At 67.6% G+C, this 20711-nt stretch carries 19 protein-coding genes; 5 read left to right on the top strand and 14 right to left on the bottom strand.

Features of this window, described 5'->3' with window-relative positions:
* The 4 genes from E3C22_RS14315 to E3C22_RS14330 all read left to right on the top strand — a co-directional run bounded on the left by E3C22_RS14315 (position 1) and on the right by E3C22_RS14330 (position 4431).
* Complete coding sequence (locus E3C22_RS14315; protein WP_134763017.1) at positions 1-876, top strand: ABC transporter permease; 876 nt, start codon at positions 1-3, stop codon at positions 874-876.
* Positions 877-1797, top strand: coding sequence for an ABC transporter permease (locus E3C22_RS14320; RefSeq protein ID WP_134762727.1), 921 nt, complete (start codon positions 877-879; stop codon positions 1795-1797). It begins immediately after the preceding gene.
* A 110-nt stretch (positions 1798-1907) separates the two neighbouring features.
* Complete coding sequence (locus E3C22_RS14325; protein ID WP_245515026.1) at positions 1908-3497, top strand: ABC transporter substrate-binding protein; 1590 nt, start codon at positions 1908-1910, stop codon at positions 3495-3497.
* Complete coding sequence (locus E3C22_RS14330) at positions 3487-4431, top strand: acetamidase/formamidase family protein (protein WP_134762729.1); 945 nt, start codon at positions 3487-3489, stop codon at positions 4429-4431. The genes E3C22_RS14325 and E3C22_RS14330 overlap by 11 nt, the downstream gene beginning before the upstream one ends.
* A gap of 434 nt (positions 4432-4865) precedes the next feature.
* On the opposite strand, the gene E3C22_RS24935 is transcribed toward E3C22_RS14330, so the two are convergent.
* A complete protein-coding gene (locus E3C22_RS24935; protein WP_342635625.1) occupies positions 4866-5486 on the bottom strand; it encodes an endonuclease domain-containing protein in 621 nt (206 codons plus the stop codon).
* Between the two features lie 59 nt (positions 5487-5545).
* Here E3C22_RS24935 and E3C22_RS14350 point away from each other — a divergent pair, with 59 nt between their 5' ends.
* Positions 5546-7339 (top strand): ABC transporter ATP-binding protein, encoded by a 1794-nt coding sequence (locus E3C22_RS14350; protein ID WP_134762731.1) that lies wholly within the window; start codon positions 5546-5548, stop codon positions 7337-7339.
* 50 nt (positions 7340-7389) lie between these two features.
* On the opposite strand, the gene E3C22_RS14355 is transcribed toward E3C22_RS14350, so the two are convergent.
* From E3C22_RS14355 to E3C22_RS14415, 13 genes are all read right to left on the bottom strand, one after another.
* Positions 7390-7827 (bottom strand): GNAT family N-acetyltransferase, encoded by a 438-nt coding sequence (locus tag E3C22_RS14355; RefSeq protein ID WP_134762732.1) that lies wholly within the window; start codon positions 7825-7827, stop codon positions 7390-7392.
* Between the two features lie 101 nt (positions 7828-7928).
* Complete coding sequence (locus E3C22_RS14360; protein ID WP_134762733.1) at positions 7929-9242, bottom strand: polysaccharide deacetylase family protein; 1314 nt, start codon at positions 9240-9242, stop codon at positions 7929-7931.
* A 162-nt stretch (positions 9243-9404) separates the two neighbouring features.
* Positions 9405-9839, bottom strand: a complete 435-nt coding sequence (locus tag E3C22_RS14365) for a DsrE family protein (RefSeq protein ID WP_134762734.1) — start codon at positions 9837-9839, stop codon at positions 9405-9407.
* Between the two features lie 165 nt (positions 9840-10004).
* Positions 10005-10763 carry an aspartate/glutamate racemase family protein gene (locus tag E3C22_RS14370; RefSeq protein WP_134762735.1) on the bottom strand — a complete coding sequence of 253 codons (759 nt, stop codon included), beginning with the start codon at positions 10761-10763 and terminating at the stop codon, positions 10005-10007.
* 12 nt (positions 10764-10775) lie between these two features.
* Positions 10776-11540 carry an aspartate/glutamate racemase family protein gene (locus E3C22_RS14375; RefSeq protein WP_134762736.1) on the bottom strand — a complete coding sequence of 255 codons (765 nt, stop codon included), beginning with the start codon at positions 11538-11540 and terminating at the stop codon, positions 10776-10778.
* A 283-nt stretch (positions 11541-11823) separates the two neighbouring features.
* Positions 11824-12426 carry a cysteine hydrolase family protein gene (locus tag E3C22_RS14380; RefSeq protein WP_134762737.1) on the bottom strand — a complete coding sequence of 201 codons (603 nt, stop codon included), beginning with the start codon at positions 12424-12426 and terminating at the stop codon, positions 11824-11826.
* Complete coding sequence (locus E3C22_RS14385) at positions 12423-14489, bottom strand: hydantoinase/oxoprolinase family protein (protein WP_134762738.1); 2067 nt, start codon at positions 14487-14489, stop codon at positions 12423-12425. The genes E3C22_RS14380 and E3C22_RS14385 overlap by 4 nt, the downstream gene beginning before the upstream one ends.
* Entirely contained in the window at positions 14486-16219 is a 1734-nt protein-coding gene (locus E3C22_RS14390) for a hydantoinase B/oxoprolinase family protein (RefSeq protein ID WP_134762739.1), read from the bottom strand. The genes E3C22_RS14385 and E3C22_RS14390 overlap by 4 nt, the downstream gene beginning before the upstream one ends.
* Positions 16216-17103, bottom strand: coding sequence for an isocitrate lyase/PEP mutase family protein (locus E3C22_RS14395; RefSeq protein WP_134762740.1), 888 nt, complete (start codon positions 17101-17103; stop codon positions 16216-16218). The genes E3C22_RS14390 and E3C22_RS14395 overlap by 4 nt, the downstream gene beginning before the upstream one ends.
* A 46-nt stretch (positions 17104-17149) precedes the next feature.
* Positions 17150-17851: an ABC transporter ATP-binding protein gene (locus tag E3C22_RS14400; protein WP_134762741.1), complete on the bottom strand. Its 702-nt coding sequence runs from the start codon at positions 17849-17851 to the stop codon at positions 17150-17152.
* Entirely contained in the window at positions 17844-18590 is a 747-nt protein-coding gene (locus E3C22_RS14405) for an ABC transporter ATP-binding protein (protein ID WP_134762742.1), read from the bottom strand. The genes E3C22_RS14400 and E3C22_RS14405 overlap by 8 nt, the downstream gene beginning before the upstream one ends.
* Positions 18590-19579, bottom strand: a complete 990-nt coding sequence (locus E3C22_RS14410) for a branched-chain amino acid ABC transporter permease (protein ID WP_134762743.1) — start codon at positions 19577-19579, stop codon at positions 18590-18592. The genes E3C22_RS14405 and E3C22_RS14410 overlap by 1 nt, the downstream gene beginning before the upstream one ends.
* Positions 19576-20448: a branched-chain amino acid ABC transporter permease gene (locus tag E3C22_RS14415; RefSeq protein WP_134762744.1), complete on the bottom strand. Its 873-nt coding sequence runs from the start codon at positions 20446-20448 to the stop codon at positions 19576-19578. The genes E3C22_RS14410 and E3C22_RS14415 overlap by 4 nt, the downstream gene beginning before the upstream one ends.
* Positions 20449-20711: the final 263 nt, after the last annotated feature.

The following is a 20711-nucleotide window of genomic DNA, read 5'->3' on the forward strand; positions in this document are numbered from 1 at the left end:
ATCTCGCCCGGCACGCCGCCGGCGCGGCGCGGCGTCGTCTCGCGGCTCTTGCGCCGACCGCTGGCGATCCTCGGCATCGCGATCATCCTGATCACCGTCGGGGGCGCCATCTTCGCGCCCTATCTGACGGCCTATTCGCCGGACGAGCAGATGTTCGACGGGCTGAGCCTCGAAGGCGCGCCGATGCCGCCGGGCGAAAAGTTCCTGCTCGGCACCGACCTCCTCGGCCGCGACCTCCTCACCCGCATCCTCTTCGGCGCGCGCACCTCGCTGATCATCGGCATCGTCGCCAACGGCATCGCGCTCGTCATCGGCACGCTGGTCGGCGTGACGGCGGGCTTCTACCGCGGCTGGATCGGCACCATCCTGATGCGCTTCACCGACCTGATGATGGCGTTTCCGGCGCTGCTTCTCGCCATCTGCCTCGCCGCGATCCTCTCGCCCAGCCTCTGGATCGTCGCCATGGTCATCGCGCTCGTGAACTGGGTGCAGACGGCGCGAGTGATCTACACAGAGACATCCTCGCTCTCGCGCCGCGAGTTCATCGAGGCCGAGCGTTCGATGGGCGCCGGGACGCCGCGCATCCTGTTTCGCCACATCCTGCCGCATCTCCTGCCGACGATCATCGTCTGGGGCACGCTCGGCATCTCGACGACGGTGCTGCTCGAGGCGACGCTCTCCTATCTCGGCGTCGGGGTGCAGCCGCCGACCCCCTCCTGGGGCAACATCATCTTCGAGAACCAGACCTATTTCCAGGCAGCGCCCTGGCTGGTCTTCTTCCCCGGCGCGGCGATCCTCGCCCTTGCCCTTGCCTTCAACCTCGTCGGCGACGCGCTGCGCGACATCCTCGACCCGACCCAGACGGGGAGGATGTAGATGCTCGCCTATGTCGCCCGCCGCCTCGTCCAGTCGCTGCTGATCCTTCTCGGCGTCTCGCTGATCACCTTCGCGCTGCTCTACGTCCTGCCGGCCGATCCCGTGCGCCAGATCGCCGGCCGCTCGGCGACGCCGCAGACGGTGGAGAACATCCGCCACCAGCTCGGCCTCGACCAGCCCTTCATCGTCCAGTACGGCCGCTATCTCCTCGGCCTCGTGCAGGGGGACTTCGGCCGCTCCTATCTGCAGCGCACCGAGGTCGGCGAGCTGATCGCGGCGCGGCTGCCGGCAAGCCTCGAACTGATGGTCGGGGCGATCGTCTGCGAGCTCATCCTCGGCCTGACCATGGGCCTCGTCGCGGCGCTGAAGCGGGGCACCGCCACCGACCAGGCGCTGATGGTCGGCTCCTTCGTCGGCGTCTCGGCGCCGCAATTCGTCGTCGGGCTCCTGCTCCTCTACGTCTTCGCCGTCCGGCTGTCGTGGTTCCCGATCGGCGGTTACGGCAGCTTTTCCCATCTCGTCCTGCCGTCGCTCACCCTCGGCATCCTCGGCGCCGGCTGGTACTCGCGGATGATGCGCTCCTCGATGGTCGACGTGCTGCGCCAGGACTTCATCCGCACCGCCCGCGCCAAGGGTCTGCGCCGCAGCGCGGTGATCTTCGGCCACGCGCTGCCCAACGCCGTCCTGCCGGTCATCGCGATGATCGGGATCGACATCGGCATGTTCATGTCGGGCATCGTCGTCGTCGAGAGCGTCTTCGGCTGGCCGGGCATCGGCCAGCTGGCCTGGCAGGCGATCCAGCGTGTCGACATCCCGATCATCATGGGCGTCACCCTGGTCTCGGCCTGCGCCATCGTCCTCGGCAATCTTCTCGCCGATCTCGTCACCCCCTTCATCGATCCCCGCATCAAGCTCCAGTAACTTCCAGAAAGGACAGACGCATGAAATCATTCCTGTCTTGCAGCGTCGCCGCGCTCGCGCTCGGCCTTGCCCTCAGCGCATCGGCGCCGGCTTTCGCCGAGGACGCCGGCATGGCGAGCGCAAAGGCCGCCGAATACCAGCCGGATCCGGACGCCAAGGAGGGCGGCGCGATCACCGTCACCTACAAGGACGACGTTTCGACCCTCGATCCGGCGATCGGCTACGACTGGCAGAACTGGTCGATGATCAAGAGCCTGTTCGACGCCATGATGGACTATGTTCCCGGCACCACCGAGCTTCGCCCGGCGCTGGCCGAGAGCTACGAGATCTCCGACGACGGCACGGTGTTCACCTTCCATCTGAGGAAGGGCGTGAAGTTCCACAACGGCCGCGAGATGACCGCCGACGACGTGAAATATTCCCTCGACCGGGTGACCGATTCAAAGACCCAGTCGCCGGGCGCCGGCTTCTTCGGCTCGATCAAGGGCTATGACGAGGTCGCCAGCGGCAAGGCCGACGGCCTGTCCGGCGTCGAGGTGGTCGATCCTTCGACGGTGAAGATCACCCTGTCGCGGCCCGACGCCACCTTCCTGCATGTGATGGCGCTGAACTTCGCCTCCGTCGTTCCGCACGAGGCAGTCGAGGAATACGGCGCCGATTTCGGCCACCATCCGGTCGGCACCGGCGCCTTCAAGCTGTCCGACTGGACGATCGGCCAGAAGCTGACCTTCGAGAAGAACGCCGACTACTGGCGCGACGGCGTCCCCTATCTCGACCAGATCACCTTCGAGATCGGCCAGGAGCCGATCGTCGCTCTCCTCCGCCTCCAGAAGGGCGAGGTCGACATCCCCGGCGACGGCATTCCGCCGGCGAAGTTCCAGGAGGTGATGGCCGATCCCGACCAGAAGGCCCGCGTCGTCGAGGGCGGCCAGCTGCAGACCGGCTACATCACCATGAACGTCACCATGCCGCCCTTCGACAAGAAGGAGGTTCGCGAGGCGGTCAACATGGCGATCAACAAGGACCGCATCGTCCAGATGATCAACAACCGGGCGATCCCGGCCAACCAGCCGCTTCCCCCTTCGATGCCGGGCTACGACAAGAGCTTCGAGGGCTACGCCTACGATCCGGAAAAGGCCAAGGCGATGCTCGCCGAGGCCGGCTTTGCAGACGGCTTCTCGACCGAGCTCTACGTCATGAACACCGATCCCAACCCGCGGATCGCCCAGGCGATCCAGCAGGATCTCTCGCAGATCGGCATCAAGGCGGACATCCAGTCGCTCGCCCAGGCCAACGTGATCGCCGCGGGCGGCACCAAGGACCAGGCGCCGATGATCTGGTCGGGCGGCATGGCCTGGATCGCCGACTTCCCCGATCCGTCGAACTTCTACGGCCCGATCCTCGGCTGCGCCGGCGCCGTGCCGGGCGGCTGGAACTGGTCGTGGTACTGCAACGAGGACCTCGACAAGGAAGCCGCGAAGGCCGATTCCATCGTTGACCCGGCGAAGGCCGACGAGCGCGACAAGATGTGGAGCGACATCTACGACAAGGTGATGGCCGACGCGCCCTGGGTGCCGATCTTCAACGAGCAGCGCTTCACCATGAAGTCGAAGCGGATGGGCGGCGCCGACAACCTCTATGTCGATCCCGTCCACATCCCGATCAACTACGACTACGTGTATGTGACCGATGTGCAGTAACTGCGACTACACCATCCATCGCCACCAGCACCATTTCGGCTGGGACAACTCGTTCGAGCCGGCGGCGCGCGTCGCCCCCGGCTCCACCATCGAGTTCGAGTGCCTCGATTCCTCCGGCGGGCAATTCTCGCCGGAGTCCACCGTCGAGGACGTGAAGACCGTCGACTTCGGCAAGATCAACCCGGTCACCGGGCCGATCTTCGTCGAGGGGGCGGAGCCCGGCGACGCGCTGAAGATCACCATCGAGAGCTTCAAGCCGTCGGGCTTCGGCTGGACGGCGAACATCCCCGGCTTCGGCCTCCTCGCCGACGACTTTCCCGATCCGGCGATCAACATCTGGAAATACGATCCGGAGACCCTCGAGCCGGCGCTGTTCGGCAAGAACGGCCGGGTGCCGCTGAAGCCCTTCGCCGGCACCATCGGCTGCGCTCTCGCCGAGCCCGGCCATCATTCGGTGGTGCCGCCGCGCCGGGTCGGCGGCAATCTCGACATTAGAGACCTTGCGGCCGGGACGGTGCTCTATCTGCCGGTGGAGGTGGCGGGCGCGCTGTTCTCGGTCGGCGACACCCATGCTGCCCAGGGCGACGGCGAGGTCTGCGGCACGGCGATCGAGAGCCCGATGAACACGGTGCTGACCCTCGATCTCGTCAAGGACGCGCGGCTGAAGATGCCGCGCTTCACAACGCCGGGGCCTGTCACCCGCCATCTCGACGCCAAGGGCTACGAGGTGACGACCGGCATCGGTCCCGACCTGATGACCGGCGCGAAGGAGGCCGTCGCCCAGATGGTCGACCTCCTCGCCGGGCGCTACCAGATGGACCCGGTCGAGGCCTATATGCTGGTCTCCACCTGCGGCGACCTCAGGATCTCGGAGATCGTCGACATGCCGAACTGGGTGGTGTCGTTCTACTTCCCCCGCTGCGTCTTCGAATGACGCTGGCAGGAGTCTCGAGCCACCGTCGGCGCGGCGTCGGGGGGAAATCCTCCGACGCGGGGCGCGGCTTGCCCCCCTCTGGGCTGCCGCCCATCTCCCCCTCCAGGGGGGAGATCAGGCGCGTCGGCGTTGGTGCGCAATCCACTGCGATGACGGCGCGTTCGGCGACCGGGTGGCAGCTTTTCGCCGGCTCGACCGGGATGATCACTGGGGCGTCGGCCGATGTCTCGCCCTTCGCGCCCCCCTCTGGGCTGCCGCCCATCTCCCCCTCAAGGAGGGAGATCCCGCGCGTCGACGGTTTCGCGGTTTCTGCATCGTTGAAGAAAAGCGGCGGCGTCTGCGACCAGCCGATCTCCCCCCTTGAGGGGGAGATGCCCGGCAGGGCAGAGGGGGGTCGCCGCCGCCGCCGTCACATGCAACGAAACGCACTCGCATCACCGCTCCGCCGGGGTCACGAACATACCTGGCGACTTCTCCTCGATGACGGCGAGGACATGCGCACAGGCGCCGTCGATATCCCTCAACACCTCGTCGTTCCAGAAACGGACGACGGTCCAGCCCGCCTGTTCCAGCCACTCGGTGCGCAGCGCGTCGCGGACCACGTCGAGGTCGTCGCCATGCTGGCTGCCGTCGATTTCGACGATCAGATGATACTCCGGACAGGCGAAATCGACGATGAAGCCAGCGACCGGAAGCTGACGACGAAAGCCGAGCCCCATCAGGCGATGCGCCCGGACGGCGTTCCAGAATTTCAGCTCGGCCTCGGTCATCGCCCTGCGCATGCGGCGGGCGTTCTTGCGGTGGATCTCGGGAACGGTGGCGTGCGGCATGAAATGCAGCGTATGGTTTTTGGGGTGGCCGGTCCAGGCGTCGCGCCCTTCGCGCCCCCCTCTGGGCTGCCGCCCATCTCCCCCTCCAGGGGGGAGATCCCGCGCGTCGACGGTTTCGCGGTTTCTGCATCGTTGAAGAAAAGCGGCGGCGTCTGCGATCAGCCGATCTCCCCCCTTGAGGGGGAGATGCCCGGCAGGGCAGAGGGGGATCGTCGTCGCCGCCATCCCCGGCCGGCACGGGCACGAGCGCCGCAAAGTGCCGTCGGATGAGCCTCATTCCCACCATGACAATCGAACGCCGCCGCGTTCCTGCCACGCATGACGACAGTGTCCTCACGGTCGAAGACCTCACCGTCGTCGTCGGCGGTGAGGACGGCCCCCGGCCGGTCGTGTCCAATCTCGCCTTCCAGCTGAAGCGCGGCGAGACGCTGTCGATCGCCGGTGAATCCGGCTCCGGCAAGTCGATGACCTCGCTGGCGATCATGGGCCTCTTGCCGAAGCCTGGTGCAAAGATCGCCGCCGGCGCCGTGCGGCTCGGCGGGCAGGATCTCACGCAGCTTTCAGAAGCGGCGATGCGCAAGGTGCGCGGCAGCCGCATCGCGATGATCTTCCAGGAACCGATGACCTCGCTCAATCCGGTGCTGTCGATCGGCCGCCAGCTCGGCGAGGCGATCATGGCGCACGAGCCCGTCGGTCGCGCCGAGGCGCGGCAGCGGTCGCTGGAGGCGCTGAAGGCGGTGCGCATCCCGGATGCCGAGGGGCGGCTGAAGCAATATCCGCACGAACTTTCCGGCGGCATGCGCCAGCGGGTGATGATCGCCATGGCGATTGCCCTGAAGCCCGACGTGCTGATCGCCGACGAGCCGACGACGGCCCTCGACGTCACCGTCCAGGGCGAGGTGCTGGAACTCCTGCGCGACCTCCAGAAGGAGCTCGGCACGGCGCTGATCCTGATCACCCACGACATGGGCGTCGTCGCCGAGATGGCCGACCGCGTCATCGTCATGCGCCATGGCCGGATGGTCGAGGAAGGACCGGTCGGGGAGATCTTCGGTGCGCCGAAAAACGCCTATACGCGCGAGCTTCTCGCCGCGGTGCCGCGGATCGGCAGCGGCGATGGCCGGGTGGCGACGCGCGAGCCCGGAGACGCCGTCACGCAGCCGGTGGTCGAGGTCGAGGATCTGAAGGTCAGCTTCGACATCAAGGGTGGCATCCTCTCGCGCGTTCAGGCGCATGTCCACGCGGTCGCCGGAGTTTCCTTCAGGATCATGCCCGGCGAGACGCTGTCGCTTGTCGGCGAATCCGGCTGCGGCAAGTCGACCACCGCCAAGGCGCTGGCCGGCCTCGTGCCCTATCGCGGCGATATCCTGCTTGCCGGCCGCAACATGGCGGGGCGCACCGCCGCCGAGACCAAGGCGCTGCGGCGCGACGTCCAGATGATCTTCCAGGATCCCTTCGCCTCGCTCGATCCGCGGATGAATGTCGGCGAGCTCGTCGCAGAACCGATGGTCATTCACGGCATCGCCTCGGGGCGGGAGCGACGCGAGCGGGTGGCGGGACTGTTCGAGCGGGTGGGTCTGTCGGCGGACCAGATGACCCGCTACCCGCACGAATTCTCCGGCGGCCAGCGCCAGCGCATCTGCATCGCGAGGGCCCTGGCGCTGCGGCCGAAGCTGATCATCGCCGACGAGAGCGTCTCGGCCCTCGACGTCTCGGTCCAGGCGCGGGTGCTGAAGCTTCTGAGGGAACTGCAGGCGGAGTTCGGCATCGCCTATCTGTTCATCTCCCACGACATGGCGGTGGTGGAGAACGTCTCCGACCGGGTCGCGGTGATGTATCTCGGGCAGATCGTCGAGGCGGGAACACGCGACCAGATCTTTTCCGATCCGCGCCACCCCTACACGAAGCGGCTGATCGCCGCCGTGCCGCAGCCGGACCCGGCCCGCAGGCGACCGGCCTTCGAACGCTCGGTCAGCGAGATTCCGAGCCCGGTGCGCAAGGTCGGCGACGCGCCGCAGCGGCTGCGGCTGGTGGATGTCGGCGGCGGACATCTGGTGGCGGAGGGAGCGGGGCGCTGAGGCTTCTCGGCCGCTCGGTGCTGACCGCTATCATTGCGCGACCGCATGCCCTACAACGCCTTCCGCATCAGCCGCTCGTCCTCGCCTTCCCGCAACAGGTCCGGCACCAGCCCGACCTCGGCAAAGCCGAAGCGCTGGTAGAAGGCGAAGGCCCGGTCGTTGAAGGCCGAGACCGACACCCAGAGGCCGTTGGCGCCGCTGCGGCGGGCCTCCTGCTCCATGAAGGCGAGCGCTGCCCGGCCGGTACCGCGCGACTGCGCCGCCGGGCGCACGAAGAGCAGCGCGAGATAGGGGCCATTGAGGAAGCGCGGGCGGATCGCGCAGGCGCCGAGGAGCTCGTCTTGCCCGGCAAGGCGCGCTTCGACGCCCGCCTGGCGCAGGCCGAAGGCGACCGGCGCATAAAGCGAGGGATCGCCGGCCGGCGACAGTGTCGCGGCAAGACCTTCAGCAGCGATGCCGAGCCGCGCCCAGGGGTCGAGCGTTGCCATCTCCGCCGCGAGGATCGCGGCTTCGCCGGCGGCGAGCGGCGCGATCCAATGGCCAGCGACATGATACGCTTCGGCCCGAAAAGGCGCCGTGCCGCCGCCGATCACGGCTGCGAAGCCGGCAGCGTTTCGGACGCGATCTTCGGCCGCGCGCGAGTGCCGGCGTCATCGCGCTCCGTCGAGAGGGACTTGCGCATGGCCCGGCTGACCCCGTCGGGCGAGGCTCCGGGATCGGGCCGGAGCGCCTTTTCGCCCTTTGCGGGATCGCCACGGCCATTCCTCACGGGGCCGGAGGCGGCATGCACCGGTCGGTCGCCGGTGCCGCGGCCGAACAGCCGATCGTAGCGGCTGTTGTCGCCGGGCTTGACCTCGTAGCAGGTCTTCGCCGCCACCGGCCGGCCCGCACCGATGAGCTGGCTGACGGTGACGAAGCGATAGCCCTTCGCCTTCAGCGCCGCTACGAGCTGCGGCACCGCCTCGGCGGTATGCCAGCCGCGGCCATTGGCATGCATGACGACGATCGAGCCGGGCTTCACCTGGTTCGCCACCGTCCGCTCGATCGACCGGGCGGAGGTGCCCTTGCCGGGATCGCCGGTGACGACGTCCCACTGCACCGCCGCGAGCCCTGCGGCGTTGACGGCGGCGAGCGACTCGGCGCTGCAGGTGCCATAGGGATAGCGGAAGGCGCGGATGGCGAGCGGGATGCGGCGCATCTCGGCGGCGCCGGCAGCCAGCGCGCAGGGCTTTTCGAAAAGCCGGTCCAGCGTCAGCTCGTATTCGGCCTGGGTGAAGTCGATCTGGTCCTGCATGTCCTGGCCGGTCAGAACGCGCATATTGCCGTGGGTCCAGGCATGGTTGCCGGCCTCGAACAGCGGATCGGCGATGATCTGCATCGCCCGCTCCTGATGGGTGGCCATCCATTTGCCGCCGAGGAAGAAGGTGGCGGCAACGCCGCTCGCCCTCAGATAGTCGACGATCGCGCCATCATAGCCGGCTTTCTCGTTGTTCTGCTCACAGACGTCGAAAGTGAGCGCGACGAGCTTCTCGCCGCCCGTATCGACGTGGCGGATCGAGTTCTGCTCGGCAGCGGGCAGTGGCGGCGAGGAAAGCTGCGGGCGAAGGCGCGGGGGCGGGCCGAGCCGGACATCAGGCCCGCGGTGGGTGATCGCCTTTTCTGCAGCGCCCTTCGAGGCGAGTTCCGCGGGGCTCCAGCAGGCGGTCAGGATCGCCTCGGAGCCGAAGGACAGCGGTCTTTGCCGCCCCGCCAGCGCGTAGAGCTGGTCGAGGAGCAGGCTGCGCGGCTCCTCGCCGGCCCGGACAGGTGTCTGCTGCGCCATCGCCGGCGATGCGACGAGGGGGGCAAGGAACAGCGCGGCCATAGCTGTGCCACGGGCGCTGCGGCGGAAACGGGCGATCATCGGCTATGGTCCGCGGTTGATGCTTCGCCGCAATCGCGCCCGAAAGCCGACGAAATTGCGGTCGAGCCCCACCGGGCGGACCGTACTCCGGCTAATCGTCGACGGCCTGTTGCCGGAAGGTCAGATGCGGTTGGACCGGCGCCCGGATCGTCTCCCCCGACGCTACGGCTGGATCGCGACAAAGCCTTCCTGGACGAGTTGCACGAGGCGCAGATTGGCGCCGGAATTGACGGCGATCTCCGGCAGGAAATCGGCGTTCACCCAGCCATTCTCCCGCGCGGTCTGGGCGCAGACCTCGAAACGCGTGCCCTGCCCGGCTTCGGCGGCGATCATGGTCTTGTAGGGGTTGCCGGCGGAAGTCTTCTGATCGCGGTCATAGGCGGCATCGTTCAGGGAGAGATAGCCCATGGCGCCGTGGAAGATCGCGATCGCTTCCAGCGGGGTATCGTCTTCGACATAGAAGGCCCGCATCAGCTGGATGAATTTCAGCCCGATCGGCTCGCCGCCGGCAAAGGCGGTGTGGTCGAGGTTGAAGACGACGCGGGACGGCCGCGGGTGGACGACGACGTCGATGTGAAGGTCGGAGGTGGCAGTCATGGATCGACCTCGTGCCGGTTGAGAGCGCGAAGTCTGCCCCGCATGCAACCCTGTGGCAAGAGGATTGCATGCAACCATGACGCGGCCGGCGGTCTCGGACCGTCGCCCCAGGCGCCGCGCGGGCGATACCAGCGACAGGGAGAGCGATCTCCCGGTCGACTGCTCTCAGGCCTTGGCGGCAGCTGCGACGATCCCGTGGACGAGATCGTCCTTCCTCAGGGTCGGCTCGGGATAGGCCCGGCGCGAATGGGTGAGGCCAAGGGCGACCAGCGTCTCGGCGAGCTTGTACGAGAACGGCCCCGGATTGATCAGCGGCACCGGCAGACGCTCGGCAAGATAGGCGGCGGCCTGATGCATGGTCGTCGAGCCGAGGCAGATCACGTCGGCGCCGTCCTCCTCGACGCAGCGCATGGCGACGTCGAGCATCACCGGGAAGGTCGCATCCTCCTTGCCCTCGGTGAGGTTGACGAAATCCGGCTCGACATCGAAGGAGCGCACCGAGGCGCATTGCCGCTCGAAGCCGTAGTCACGGATGACCTTGGCGTATCTCGGCAGTGCCGGCTTCCACTGGGCGAGGACAGAGAATTTCGCCCCGAGGGTGAGCGCATAAAGCATCGAGGCCTTGCCCGGCCCGACGACGGGAATCGACAGCACCGAACGGAGCGCCGCCATGCCGCTATCCGACATGGTGTCGATGACGACGGCGTCGAAGCCTTCTTCCTCGGCGGAAAGGCCCGCCTCGTAGATGCCGAGATCCATGACCAGCCAGTCGTGCGGGCTCATGAAGGAGGTGGGGCCGATCTTCACCGGCCGGAAGACCAGCTCGGTGTCCGGGTCGAGCTCGACATGGCCGGTCTGGGCGGCGCGGCGCTTCACGCCCTCTTCGTCGAGGGGGAAGGGATTGAGAACGAGGATCTTCGGCATGGGTCGTTCTCCTCAGTTTCGCACCGCAGCGCCCATCGCCTCGAAGAGGTCGAGGCGGGGGACGAGCGGCGCCGGATAGGTGGTCTTGGAATGGGACAGCTTCAGGCGGATCGCCGCATCGGCGAGCCGGTAGGTCAGCGGCCCCGGATTGATCACCGGCACCGGCAGATTGGCGGCGAGATGGGCATGGGCCTCGTGCATCGTCGTCGAGCCGAGGATGATCACGTCGGCCCGGTCCTCCTCGACGCAGCGCCGCGCGGTTGCGAGCAGGACCGGGAAGACCTCCTCTTCGCGGCCGGAAAGCAGCGACTGATTGTTCGGCTGCAGGTCGGCCGAGCGCATCGAGGCGCATTTGCCCTGAAGGCCGAGTTCGGCGAGGGTCTTTTCGTAGAGCGGGCGCCAGCGGTCCCACATGGAGACGAAGGAAAACCGCTCGCCGAGCATCAGCGCCAAAAGGATCGCATGGCGCCCGGCGCCGATGACCGGGATGGAGAGGATCGAGCGCAGCGCCGTCATGCCACTGTCCGATACCGTGTCGATGCAGACCGCGTCGTATCCCTCCGCCTCGGCCCGCCGGCCGGCTTCCACCATGCCGATGTCGGCGATCAGCATGTCCTGCTGGCTGACGTAGTTTATGGGCGCGATGGCGACGGGGCGAAAGTCGAAGGCGATGTCCGGCCCGAGCTTCACCGCCTGCATCTGCGCCCGGCGTTTTTCGAGATTGTCGGCGTCCATCGGGAAGGGCACGAGGACGAGGACACGGCGTGGATCGGGCATGGGGTGCTCCTCAGGTTGATGATCGGTTCAGCGGCGGACGAGGAAGGCGCCCTCTCTCCCCCTTGCGGGAGAGAAAGCGATTTCATCGTCTTGGCGAAGCCAAGTGATAGAAATCGCAAGTGAGGGGTTGCACAGGGTCAATCCGCAGTAATGGCAGAAGCTGAAGCGGTGGCCCCCCTCTCTTGTCATTCTCAAGGTTTGGATCTCGCTCCGCTCGACCCAATTCCTTGGAATGACTTTCTCTCCCTCAAGGGAGAGAGGGGCGCCGCGCCGTATGAGCGCTCTACAGCCCTTCCAAAACCATCTTAATCGTCGCAATCTCCGCCACCGGCTTCAGCCCGGCGATCGCCTCGTCATGGGTCGCTCGCGAAAACGCCGCGCAGCCGTCCTCAAGCACCGTCACGCCGAGGTCGCGGACATGGGCCTCGCGCACCGTCGAGGCGACGCCGCCATTGGTGACGATGCCGCCGACCGTCAGATGCTCGACGCCGGATTTTCTCAGAACCCATTCGAGCCGCGACATGTAGAAGGCCGAGAACGCCACCTTCTCGACGGCGATGTCGGCGGGTGCGAGTTCGTCAACAAGCTGCTGTCCCCAGCCGCCTGGCAGGAAATCGCCCTTGCCGATGAAGGGGCGCAGCTTCTTCAGATGCGGCGAGACGATCGGCTCGCCGCCACGGCCCGGCACAAGGGTGAAGAGCGTTGCGACGACGAGACCACCCTTCGCCCGGAACGCTTCGACAAGCGGCTTCAGCCGGGCCGGCAGGGCCGCGATGTCGGCGCTCTTCGCGCCGCCGCGCGCATAGGCGCCATTGGGATGGATGAAGTCGTTCTGCAGATCGACGAGGAGCAGCGCGCGTTTGTCGATCGAGGGAGTCCCGCTCATGACACGTCCTTCGCTGCGCGGCGTTCGAGGATAAGATTGCCGAAATCGTCGACCCGGGCCGTCAGGTCGGGATCGACGACCGTTGTGGCGTCCGCCTGTTCGAGGATCGCCGGTCCCTCGACGATGGCGCCGACCGGCAGGGCCAGCCGGTCGTAGACGGCGGTATCGTGCCAGGCGCCGTCGAACCAGACAGGCCGCGCCTCGCGCCGCGCCGCATCGACAGTGGTGCCAGGTTCGGGCGCCAGCGCCGAAAGATCGAAACGCGGGCGCCGGCCGATGGCGGCGGTCCGCAGGTTGACGATCCTGGCGTCGATGCCGGTGAGAAGCCGGCTGAAGGTCTTCTGATAGGCAGTCTCGAAGGCCGCCTTGATGTCGCCTGCCGTCAGCCCCTCGGCCGCCTCGCCCGGCAGCGGCACGGCGATGGTGTGGGTCTGGCCGAGATAGTGCATGTCGAGCTCGAACTGCGTGTCGACGCTGTCGGTGGCGAGCCCCGCCGCCTCGACCACCGCCCTCGCCTCCGCCGCCTCGGCCTTCATGCGCCCGGAAAGCGCCTCGGCATCGAGGGAGGACAGGAGGAGATTGACGGTCTGCACCTGGTCGTGGCGGACATCGGCGATGACGCAGCCGAGCGCCGAGGTGACGCCGGGAAAGCGCGGCACCAAAGCCGCCTTCAGGCCGACATCCTTGATCAGCGCGCCGGCATGGAGCGCGCCGCCGCCGCCGAAGGGCACCGCAGCAAAGTCGGCCGGGTCGTGGCCGCGCTCGATCGAGACGAGGCGAATGGCGCCGGCCATCTTGTCGTCGGCGATGCGCACGATCGCCTCGGCCGCGTCCATCACCCCGAGCCCCAGCGGCCCGGCGACATGGCTCGCGATGGCGGCCTTGGCAGCCTCGACATCGAGGCGGTTGCCCTTGCCGCCGATCGGCCGCTCGGCATTGATCCGGCCGAGTACGACATTGGCGTCGGTGAGTGTCGGCCGGTCATTGCCCTGACCGTAGCAGACCGGGCCGGGCCGCGAGCCGGCGCTTTCCGGGCCGACCTGCAAAAGCCCGCCGGCATCGACATGAGCGATCGAACCGCCCCCTGCCCCGATCGTCGAGATCTCGATCATCGGAGTGCGGATGACGAGGCCGAAATCGATCGTCGTCTGGGCGGCGAGCGCGGTCTCACCGCCGGCGACCAGCGACACGTCGAAGGAGGTGCCGCCGAGATCGCCGGTAATGACATTGGGAAAGCCCGCCGCTTCCGAGATCGCCGCAGCGGCGATGACGCCCGCGGCCGGCCCCGACAGCGCCGTGCGCACCGGCAGCCGGCGGGCCGTCGCAGTCGACATCACGCCGCCATTCGACTGGACGATGTGGAACTTGCCTGTGAAGCCATCGTCCTTCAGCGCCGCGTCGAGCTTGCCGAGATAGCCGCCGACGACCGGCTGGAGATAGGCATTGAGCACGGTCGTGGAGGTCCGCTCGAACTCGCGGATCTCCGGCAGGATCTGGCTCGAGGCGACGATGTCGTCGTTCGGCCAGACGGCCTTCGCAGCTTCCAGCGCCGCGATTTCGTTGCCGGGATCGGCATAGGCATTGACGAAGACGATCGCCAGCGCCTCGGCGCCCTTTTCGAGCAGCGCCTCGGCGACCGCCCTCACTTGGGCGGGATCGACCGCCTTCCGGACGGTGCCGTCGGCGAGCACCCGCTCGTCGACCTCCAGCCGAAAATCCCGATCGACGACGGGGACGAAGTCGCCCCACAGGCCCCAGGTGTTGCGGCGGTCGCGCCGGCGCATCTCGAGAACGTCGCGAAAGCCGCGGGTGGTGATGAGGCCGACCTTCGCGCCCTTGCGTTCGAGCAGCGCATTGGTGCCGACGGTTGTGCCGTGGACGACGGAGGAGAGATCGGAAAGCTGCCCGAAGCTCTTCAGGCCCTCGATGAAACCGACCGCCTCGTCGCCGCGATTGGACGAGACCTTGGCGGTGCGGAAAGCACCGGCGCCTTCGTCATAGTAGAACAGATCGGTGAAGGTGCCGCCGACATCGACGCCGACGATCCTGCCGAGAGTGCTCATGCCGAAACTCCCTGCCGAAGCTCGGCGGTCTTCACCGCGTCGAGGGAGAGATCGTCGGCGAGTGCGACGCCGTAGTCTCGCGCAGCCGCCTCGCGGCTGACATAGCCGAGCCGCACGTCCCGTGCGACCTGCGCGGAGGGGCGGGTCTTGGGGTCGCGCCAGCCGCCGCCACCCGGCGTTTCGAGCCGCACCCGCTCGCCGGCCCTGACCTTCACGTCGGTGATCTTCGAGACCATGGGCGGCGAGCGCGTCTCCTCGCCCTCCTGCCAGGAAAAGCGGTTGAGCGCCGCGGCCATGCCGCCCGAAACGCCGAAGGGCGCCGCCTTGCCGCGCTCGCCGAGCAGCGCGACGTCGCTGTCGGTCAGCATCTCGATCTCGTAGACCGCGCCGAGGCCTCCGCGATGCTCGCCCGCCCCGGCAGAATCCGGCCGCAGCGCCCACTGCGTGAACATCACCGGATAGGCCGCCTCGAGAATCTCCAAAGGCGGGATCGTCGCCGTCGAGATCGGGTTGTTGGCGTGGTTCAGCCCGTCGCTTTCGGGATTGCCGCCCATGCCGCCGCCGAAGAAGGAGAACATCACGAAGCGGCTGTCGTCCGCCCGGTTGCCGGCAATCGACAACGCGTTGATCGTGCCGAAGGGCGCCGCTGTCGCGCGGGATGGGTCGGCCTTGGCGAGCGCGCCGAGCATGACGCCGATCAGCCGCAGGATCGTCTCGGTATAGCCGGCCATCGGCTTCGGCGCCCTGGCGGCGAGCAGCGTCGTCTCAGGGACGACAAACTTGATCGGGCGAAGGCAGCCGGCATTGGCCGGAACGTCGGTGAAGATGTGTTTCAGCGCGACATAGCAGGCGGCGACCGTCGTCGCGTAGGAGATGTTGATCGGCCCCTGTGCCGGCGGCGAAGAGCGCGAGAAGTCCAGCGTCATCTCTTCGCCGGCAATCGTCACGTCGAGGGCGACGGTGAGTTCCTCATCGACGATGCCGTCATTGTCGAGAACGTCCTCGAAGGCATAGGAGCCGTCGGGAAGTGTCGCGATGGCAGCCCGCATCATCGCCTCCGCCCGGTCCGAAAAGGCATCGAGTGCCGTTGAGACGACCGCTTCGCCATACTGGTCGAGCAGGGCGGCGAAGCGCTTCTCGCCGAGGTCGAGGGCGTTGAGCTGGCCGTTGAGATCGCCCCAGTTGGAGGCCGGCACCCGGGAATTTGCGGCCAGGATGTCGACGATATCCTGGTTGAGCGTCCCGGCGGTGATCAGCTTCACCGGCGGCAGGCGCATGCCCTCCTGAAAGCTTTCGGTCGCCTTGGGGTTATAGCCGCCGGCGACGTTGCCGCCGATGTCGAGCCAGTGGCCGACCGAGGCGAGCCAGGCGAACAGCGCGCCATTGCGGAATACCGGCCGCACCAGGCGGAAATCGTTGAGGTGGGTGCCGCCGCAATAGGGATCGTTGAAGAGGAAGGTGTCGCCGGGGGCGAGGCCGCCCTCGCGGTTCACCTTCTCGATCACCGCCTGGACCGCAAAGCTCATGGCGCCGACGAAGATCGGCAGGCCGCTGGTGCCCTGGACGAGGGTGGCGCCGGTGCTCGCGTGATAAAGGCCGTGACAGGCGTCCTTGGCCTCGGCGATGATCGGATTGAAGGCCGAGCGGCAGAGGGTCGCGTCCATCTCGTCGGCGATCTGCTCCAGCCGCCCCTTCAGGACCGCAAGGGTGACGGGATCGATGGCGCTCATTCCTCCCCCCCGGCCTTCATCCCGGCGGGGTCCTCGTAGCGCTCGCCGAGGGCGAGAAGCTCCGGCGTGCCGATCACCGCGTTGAGGCCGTCGAAGTCGAACATCCTGTCCTTGAACGGCTTGTTGGTGCGGTGCTGGTGGAGCGAGCGGTAGTAGTCCTGGGCGGTCCTGGCGATGGCGCGCACGATGCCGCCCGGAAAGATCACCACCTTGAAGCCGATCTCGCCGAGATCGTCGGCGCTCTTCAGCGGTGTCGATCCACCCTCGACCATGTTGGCGAGCAGCGGCAGACGGCGCGAGAAGCGGGTTGCAATGCCCAACACTTCAGCCTCGTCGCGCGGCGCCTCGACGAAGAGGATGTCAGCGCCCGCTTCGACATAGCGTTCGGCCCGCTCGATCGCGGCATCGAAGCCATCGACCGCGATCGCGTCGGTGCGGGCGACGATCAGCGTCTCCTCGCTCTTGCGGGCGTCGACCGCCGCCTTGATCTTGCCGACCATCTCGCCGCAGGTGACGAGCTTCTTGCCGGAGAGGTGGCCGCAGCGCTTCGGCAGGCTCTGGTCTTCGAGCTGCAGGGCGCTCGCCCCGGCCCGCTCGTAGAGCCTGACGGTGCGCTGGACATTGAGGGCGTTGCCATGGCCGTTGTCGGCGTCGACGATCATCGGCGTCTCCACCCGGTCGCGCACCAGTTGGATCGTCTCGGTCATCTCGCTCATCGTCGCAAGGCCGATGTCGGAGCGGCCGAGCCGCGTATAGGCGACGCCGGCACCAGAGAGATAGAGGGCCTCGAAGCCGGCATCGGTGGCGATCAGCGCGGTCAGCGGATCGTAGACGCCGGGGGCGACGACGACGCCGTCCCGTGACAGTCTGGCTTTGAGGGACATGGGCAGTTTCCTTGTCTTTTGTCGGCCGCGGGGAGCGGCCCTTATGTCAGAGGCCGAGATAGGTTCGGCGCAGTTCCGGATCGGCGGCGACGGATGCGGCGGAGCCGGCGATCGCCACCTCGCCGTTCTCGATGACGTAGGCGCGGCCGGCGAGCTCCAGCGACTGGACGACGTTCTGCTCGACCAGCATGATCGACAGGCCATCGGCATTGAGCGAATTGATGAGGGCGAACATCTCCTCGACGAGGAGCGGCGACAGGCCGAGGGACGGCTCGTCGAGGATCAGCAGCTTCGGCTCGGCCATCAGGCCGCGGCCGATGGCGAGCATCTGCTGCTCGCCGCCGGAGAGCGTGCCGGCGAACTGGCCGATCCGCTCCTTCAGCCGCGGGAAGATCGCAAAGACCTTTTCGAGATTGGCCGCGCGGTTCGGCTTTGCCCGGCCGTAGCTGCCGAGTTCGAGATTCTCGCGCACGCCCATGTTCGGGAAGATGCGGCGGCCCTCCGGCACCTGGATGAGGCCGCTCGCGACGATCTCGGCCGGCGATGCGCCGGCAAGCGAGCGCCCGCAAAAGCGGATCGTCCCGCCGCGCGGCCTGACGAGGCCGGACAGCACCATGTTGAGCGTCGTCTTGCCGACACCATTGGAGCCGAGCACGGCGACGATCTCCCCCGCCTCGACCTTCATGTCGATGCCGCGCAGGATCTCGACGCTGCCATAGCCGGCCCGCAGCCCTTCGACCTCAAGCATCGGCCGCCTCCCCGCCTTTCAGCCGGGCGGCTGCACCATGGCCGAGATAGGCCTCGATCACCTTCTGGTCGGCGACCACCTCAGCCGGCGTGCCGCGGGCGATGATCGCGCCTTGGGCGAGGACGAAGACCTCGTCGCAGAGGCTGACGACGGCCTGCATGACGTGTTCGATCATCAAAATCGTGATCCCGTCGTCGCGAAGCGAGCGGATGACCGGAAGGATATCGCGCACCTCCGACGGGTTGAGCCCGGCCAGCACCTCGTCGAGGAGAAGGAGCCGCGGCTCCGTCGCCAGCGCCCGGGCGAGCTCCAGCCGCTTGCGGCCGGCGACGGTGAGGCTCGACGCCGGCGCGTCCAGCCTGTCGCCGAGGCCGACCTTTTCGGCGACCGCGGCCGCCAGCCGCTCCGCATCCGGCCGGCGCGGATGGCGCAGGAACGCCCCGACGACGATGTTCTCGAGGACGGAGAGACCGGCGAACGGCTTGACGATCTGGAAGGTGCGGCCGATCCCTCGTTCTGCCAGCCGATGGGCGGCGACGCCGGTGATCGTCTCGCCCTCGAAGGCGACCTTTCCGGCGGTCGGCTTCAGGAAGCCGGAGACGATGGTGAAGAGCGTCGTCTTGCCGGCGCCGTTCGGGCCGATGAGGCCGGTGATCGATCCCGCCTTCACCTGCATCGAGGCGTCGTTGACGGCGGTGAGACCGCCAAAGCGCATGGTGACGTTGTCGACGGTGAGCATCAGGCCTCTCCCTCGACCGGCGCGGCGTCGCGGACCGGCCGCGGCCTGTCGCGGCGCCTGACGATGCCGACGAGGCCGCCCGGCAGGAAGGCCACCGCAACGACGAGGACGGCGCCGTAGACGGCAAGGTCGATGCCCGGCAGGCCGCCGGCCAGCGACTTGGCGAGCTCGCCCACGCCATGCAGCGCAAGGGCGCCGACAACCGGGCCGAGCACCGTGCCGAGGCCGCCGACGATCGCCGCGAGCAACACCTCGACCGAGATCCAGGTGCCGTAGGCGATGCCGGAATCGATGAACAGGAAATACTGGAGATAAAGGACGCCCGCCGCGGCGGTGATTGCCCCGGACAGGCAGATCGCCTTCAGCTTGACGACGAGGACGTCGACGCCGAGGGCGCGGGCCGCCTCCTCGTTTTCCCGCAGCGCCACCAGCTGCGCGCCAAAGCGCGAGCCGCGGATCCACTGGACCAGCAGGAGAACGACGATCACCAGCGCGACGACGAAGCCGAGGAAGGTCGCGCGGTCGGCAAATTGCAGGTTCTCGGCGCCGATCTTCAGGGGCAGCAGCAGGCCGGCGGCCCCGCCGGTGACCTCGGAGGAATTGGCGAGGACCCGGAACACTTCGGCGAATGCGAGGGTGACGAGGGCGAAATAGGAGCCGCGAAGCCCCGCCCGGAACGACAGGAAGCCGATGACGAGGCCGGCGAGCGCACCGGCGAGAGTGCCGGCGACGAAGCCGGTCCAGGCGTCGAAGCCGAGCTGCATCTGCCAGATCGCCGAGGCATAGGCGCCGGTGCCGAAGAAGGCGGCGTGGCCGAAGGAGAACTGGCCGCCGAAGCCGCCGAGGAGGTTCCAGCCCTGCGCCGCCAGAGCGACGGTCAGGGTGAAGACGAGGAAGTTGAGGACGACGTTGGAGGTGACGAACAGCGGCGCAAGGGCGAGGAGAACGCCGAGCACGAGCACCGGGAGATAGGGGCGGAGCGTTCTCATGCCTTGGCTCCGAAGAGGCCGGTCGGCTTGAACAGGAGCGCCAGGATGAAGATCAGGAAGATGCCGATCTGGCCGAGGCTTTCGCCGAGGAACAGGCCGCTCATCGATTCGACGACGCCGATGATCAGCCCGCCGAGCATCGCCCCGACGATCGAGCCCATGCCGCCGAGGACGACGATGGTGAAAGCGACGAGGACATAGGCGCTGCCGATGCGCGGATTGACGTAGAAGGTCGGCAGAAGCAGGCAGGCGGCAACCGCAAGGCAGGCGCAGCCGAGGCCGAAGGTGACGGCATAGACATGGCCCACGCTGATCCCCTGAAGGCTGGCGCCGATCTTTTCCCTGGCGACGGCGCGGATCGCCTTGCCGGTGTCGGAGCGCGACAGGAACAGCCAGAGCAGCGCCGCCGTCGCCAGCGCACCGGCTGCGCCGAACACCCGCGCCTGGCCGAGGAGATAGGGACCGACCTCGAACACCGCGAAGGAATAGTCGGTGTTGAGCGAGCGGGTGTCGGAGCCGAAGCCGGCCAGAAGCAGGTTCTCGATGATGATCGACAGGCCGAGGGTGACGAGCAGGATGTTCTCGTCGCGGCCGTGGCTCGCCGGGCCGATGACGAGGCGCTGCAGGCCGTAGCCGAGGCCGAAGAAGATCACCGCCAGGAGCGGGATCTGGACGTAAGGGTCGAGGCCGAGGATCTGGTTGACGAAGAGCACGGCGAACATTGCTGCGGCGAGCAGCGCGCCATGGGCGAAGTTGATGATGTGGAGGACGCCGTAGACGAGGGTCAGCCCGAGCGCGACGAGAGCGTAGATCGCCCCGGTCAGAAGCCCGTTCAACAATGCCTCGATGATGATGTCGGCAGAATACATCGGCTGTTTGTGTCTCCGGCGCCGGTTGGCGCGTTGGGGTGGTCTGGGGCGTTGCGTTCGGTCGGGGTCGCGGCGGCGGCGAATGGCTCGACGTTCGCGCCAGGCGCCCCCCTCTGGGCTGCCGCCCATCTCCCCCTCCAGGGGGGAGATTGAAAGCGTCAGCGCCGGCCTGCCGTCTTTGCCGCCGGTGCATGTCCCTGCGTCAGCGAGTGGCCGCGGCCTCGATCAAGAGTCGATCTCCCGCCTTGAGGGGGAGATGCCCG

The organism is Jiella endophytica, from assembly GCF_004519335.1.
Classification (GTDB): domain Bacteria; phylum Pseudomonadota; class Alphaproteobacteria; order Rhizobiales; family Rhizobiaceae; genus Jiella; species Jiella endophytica.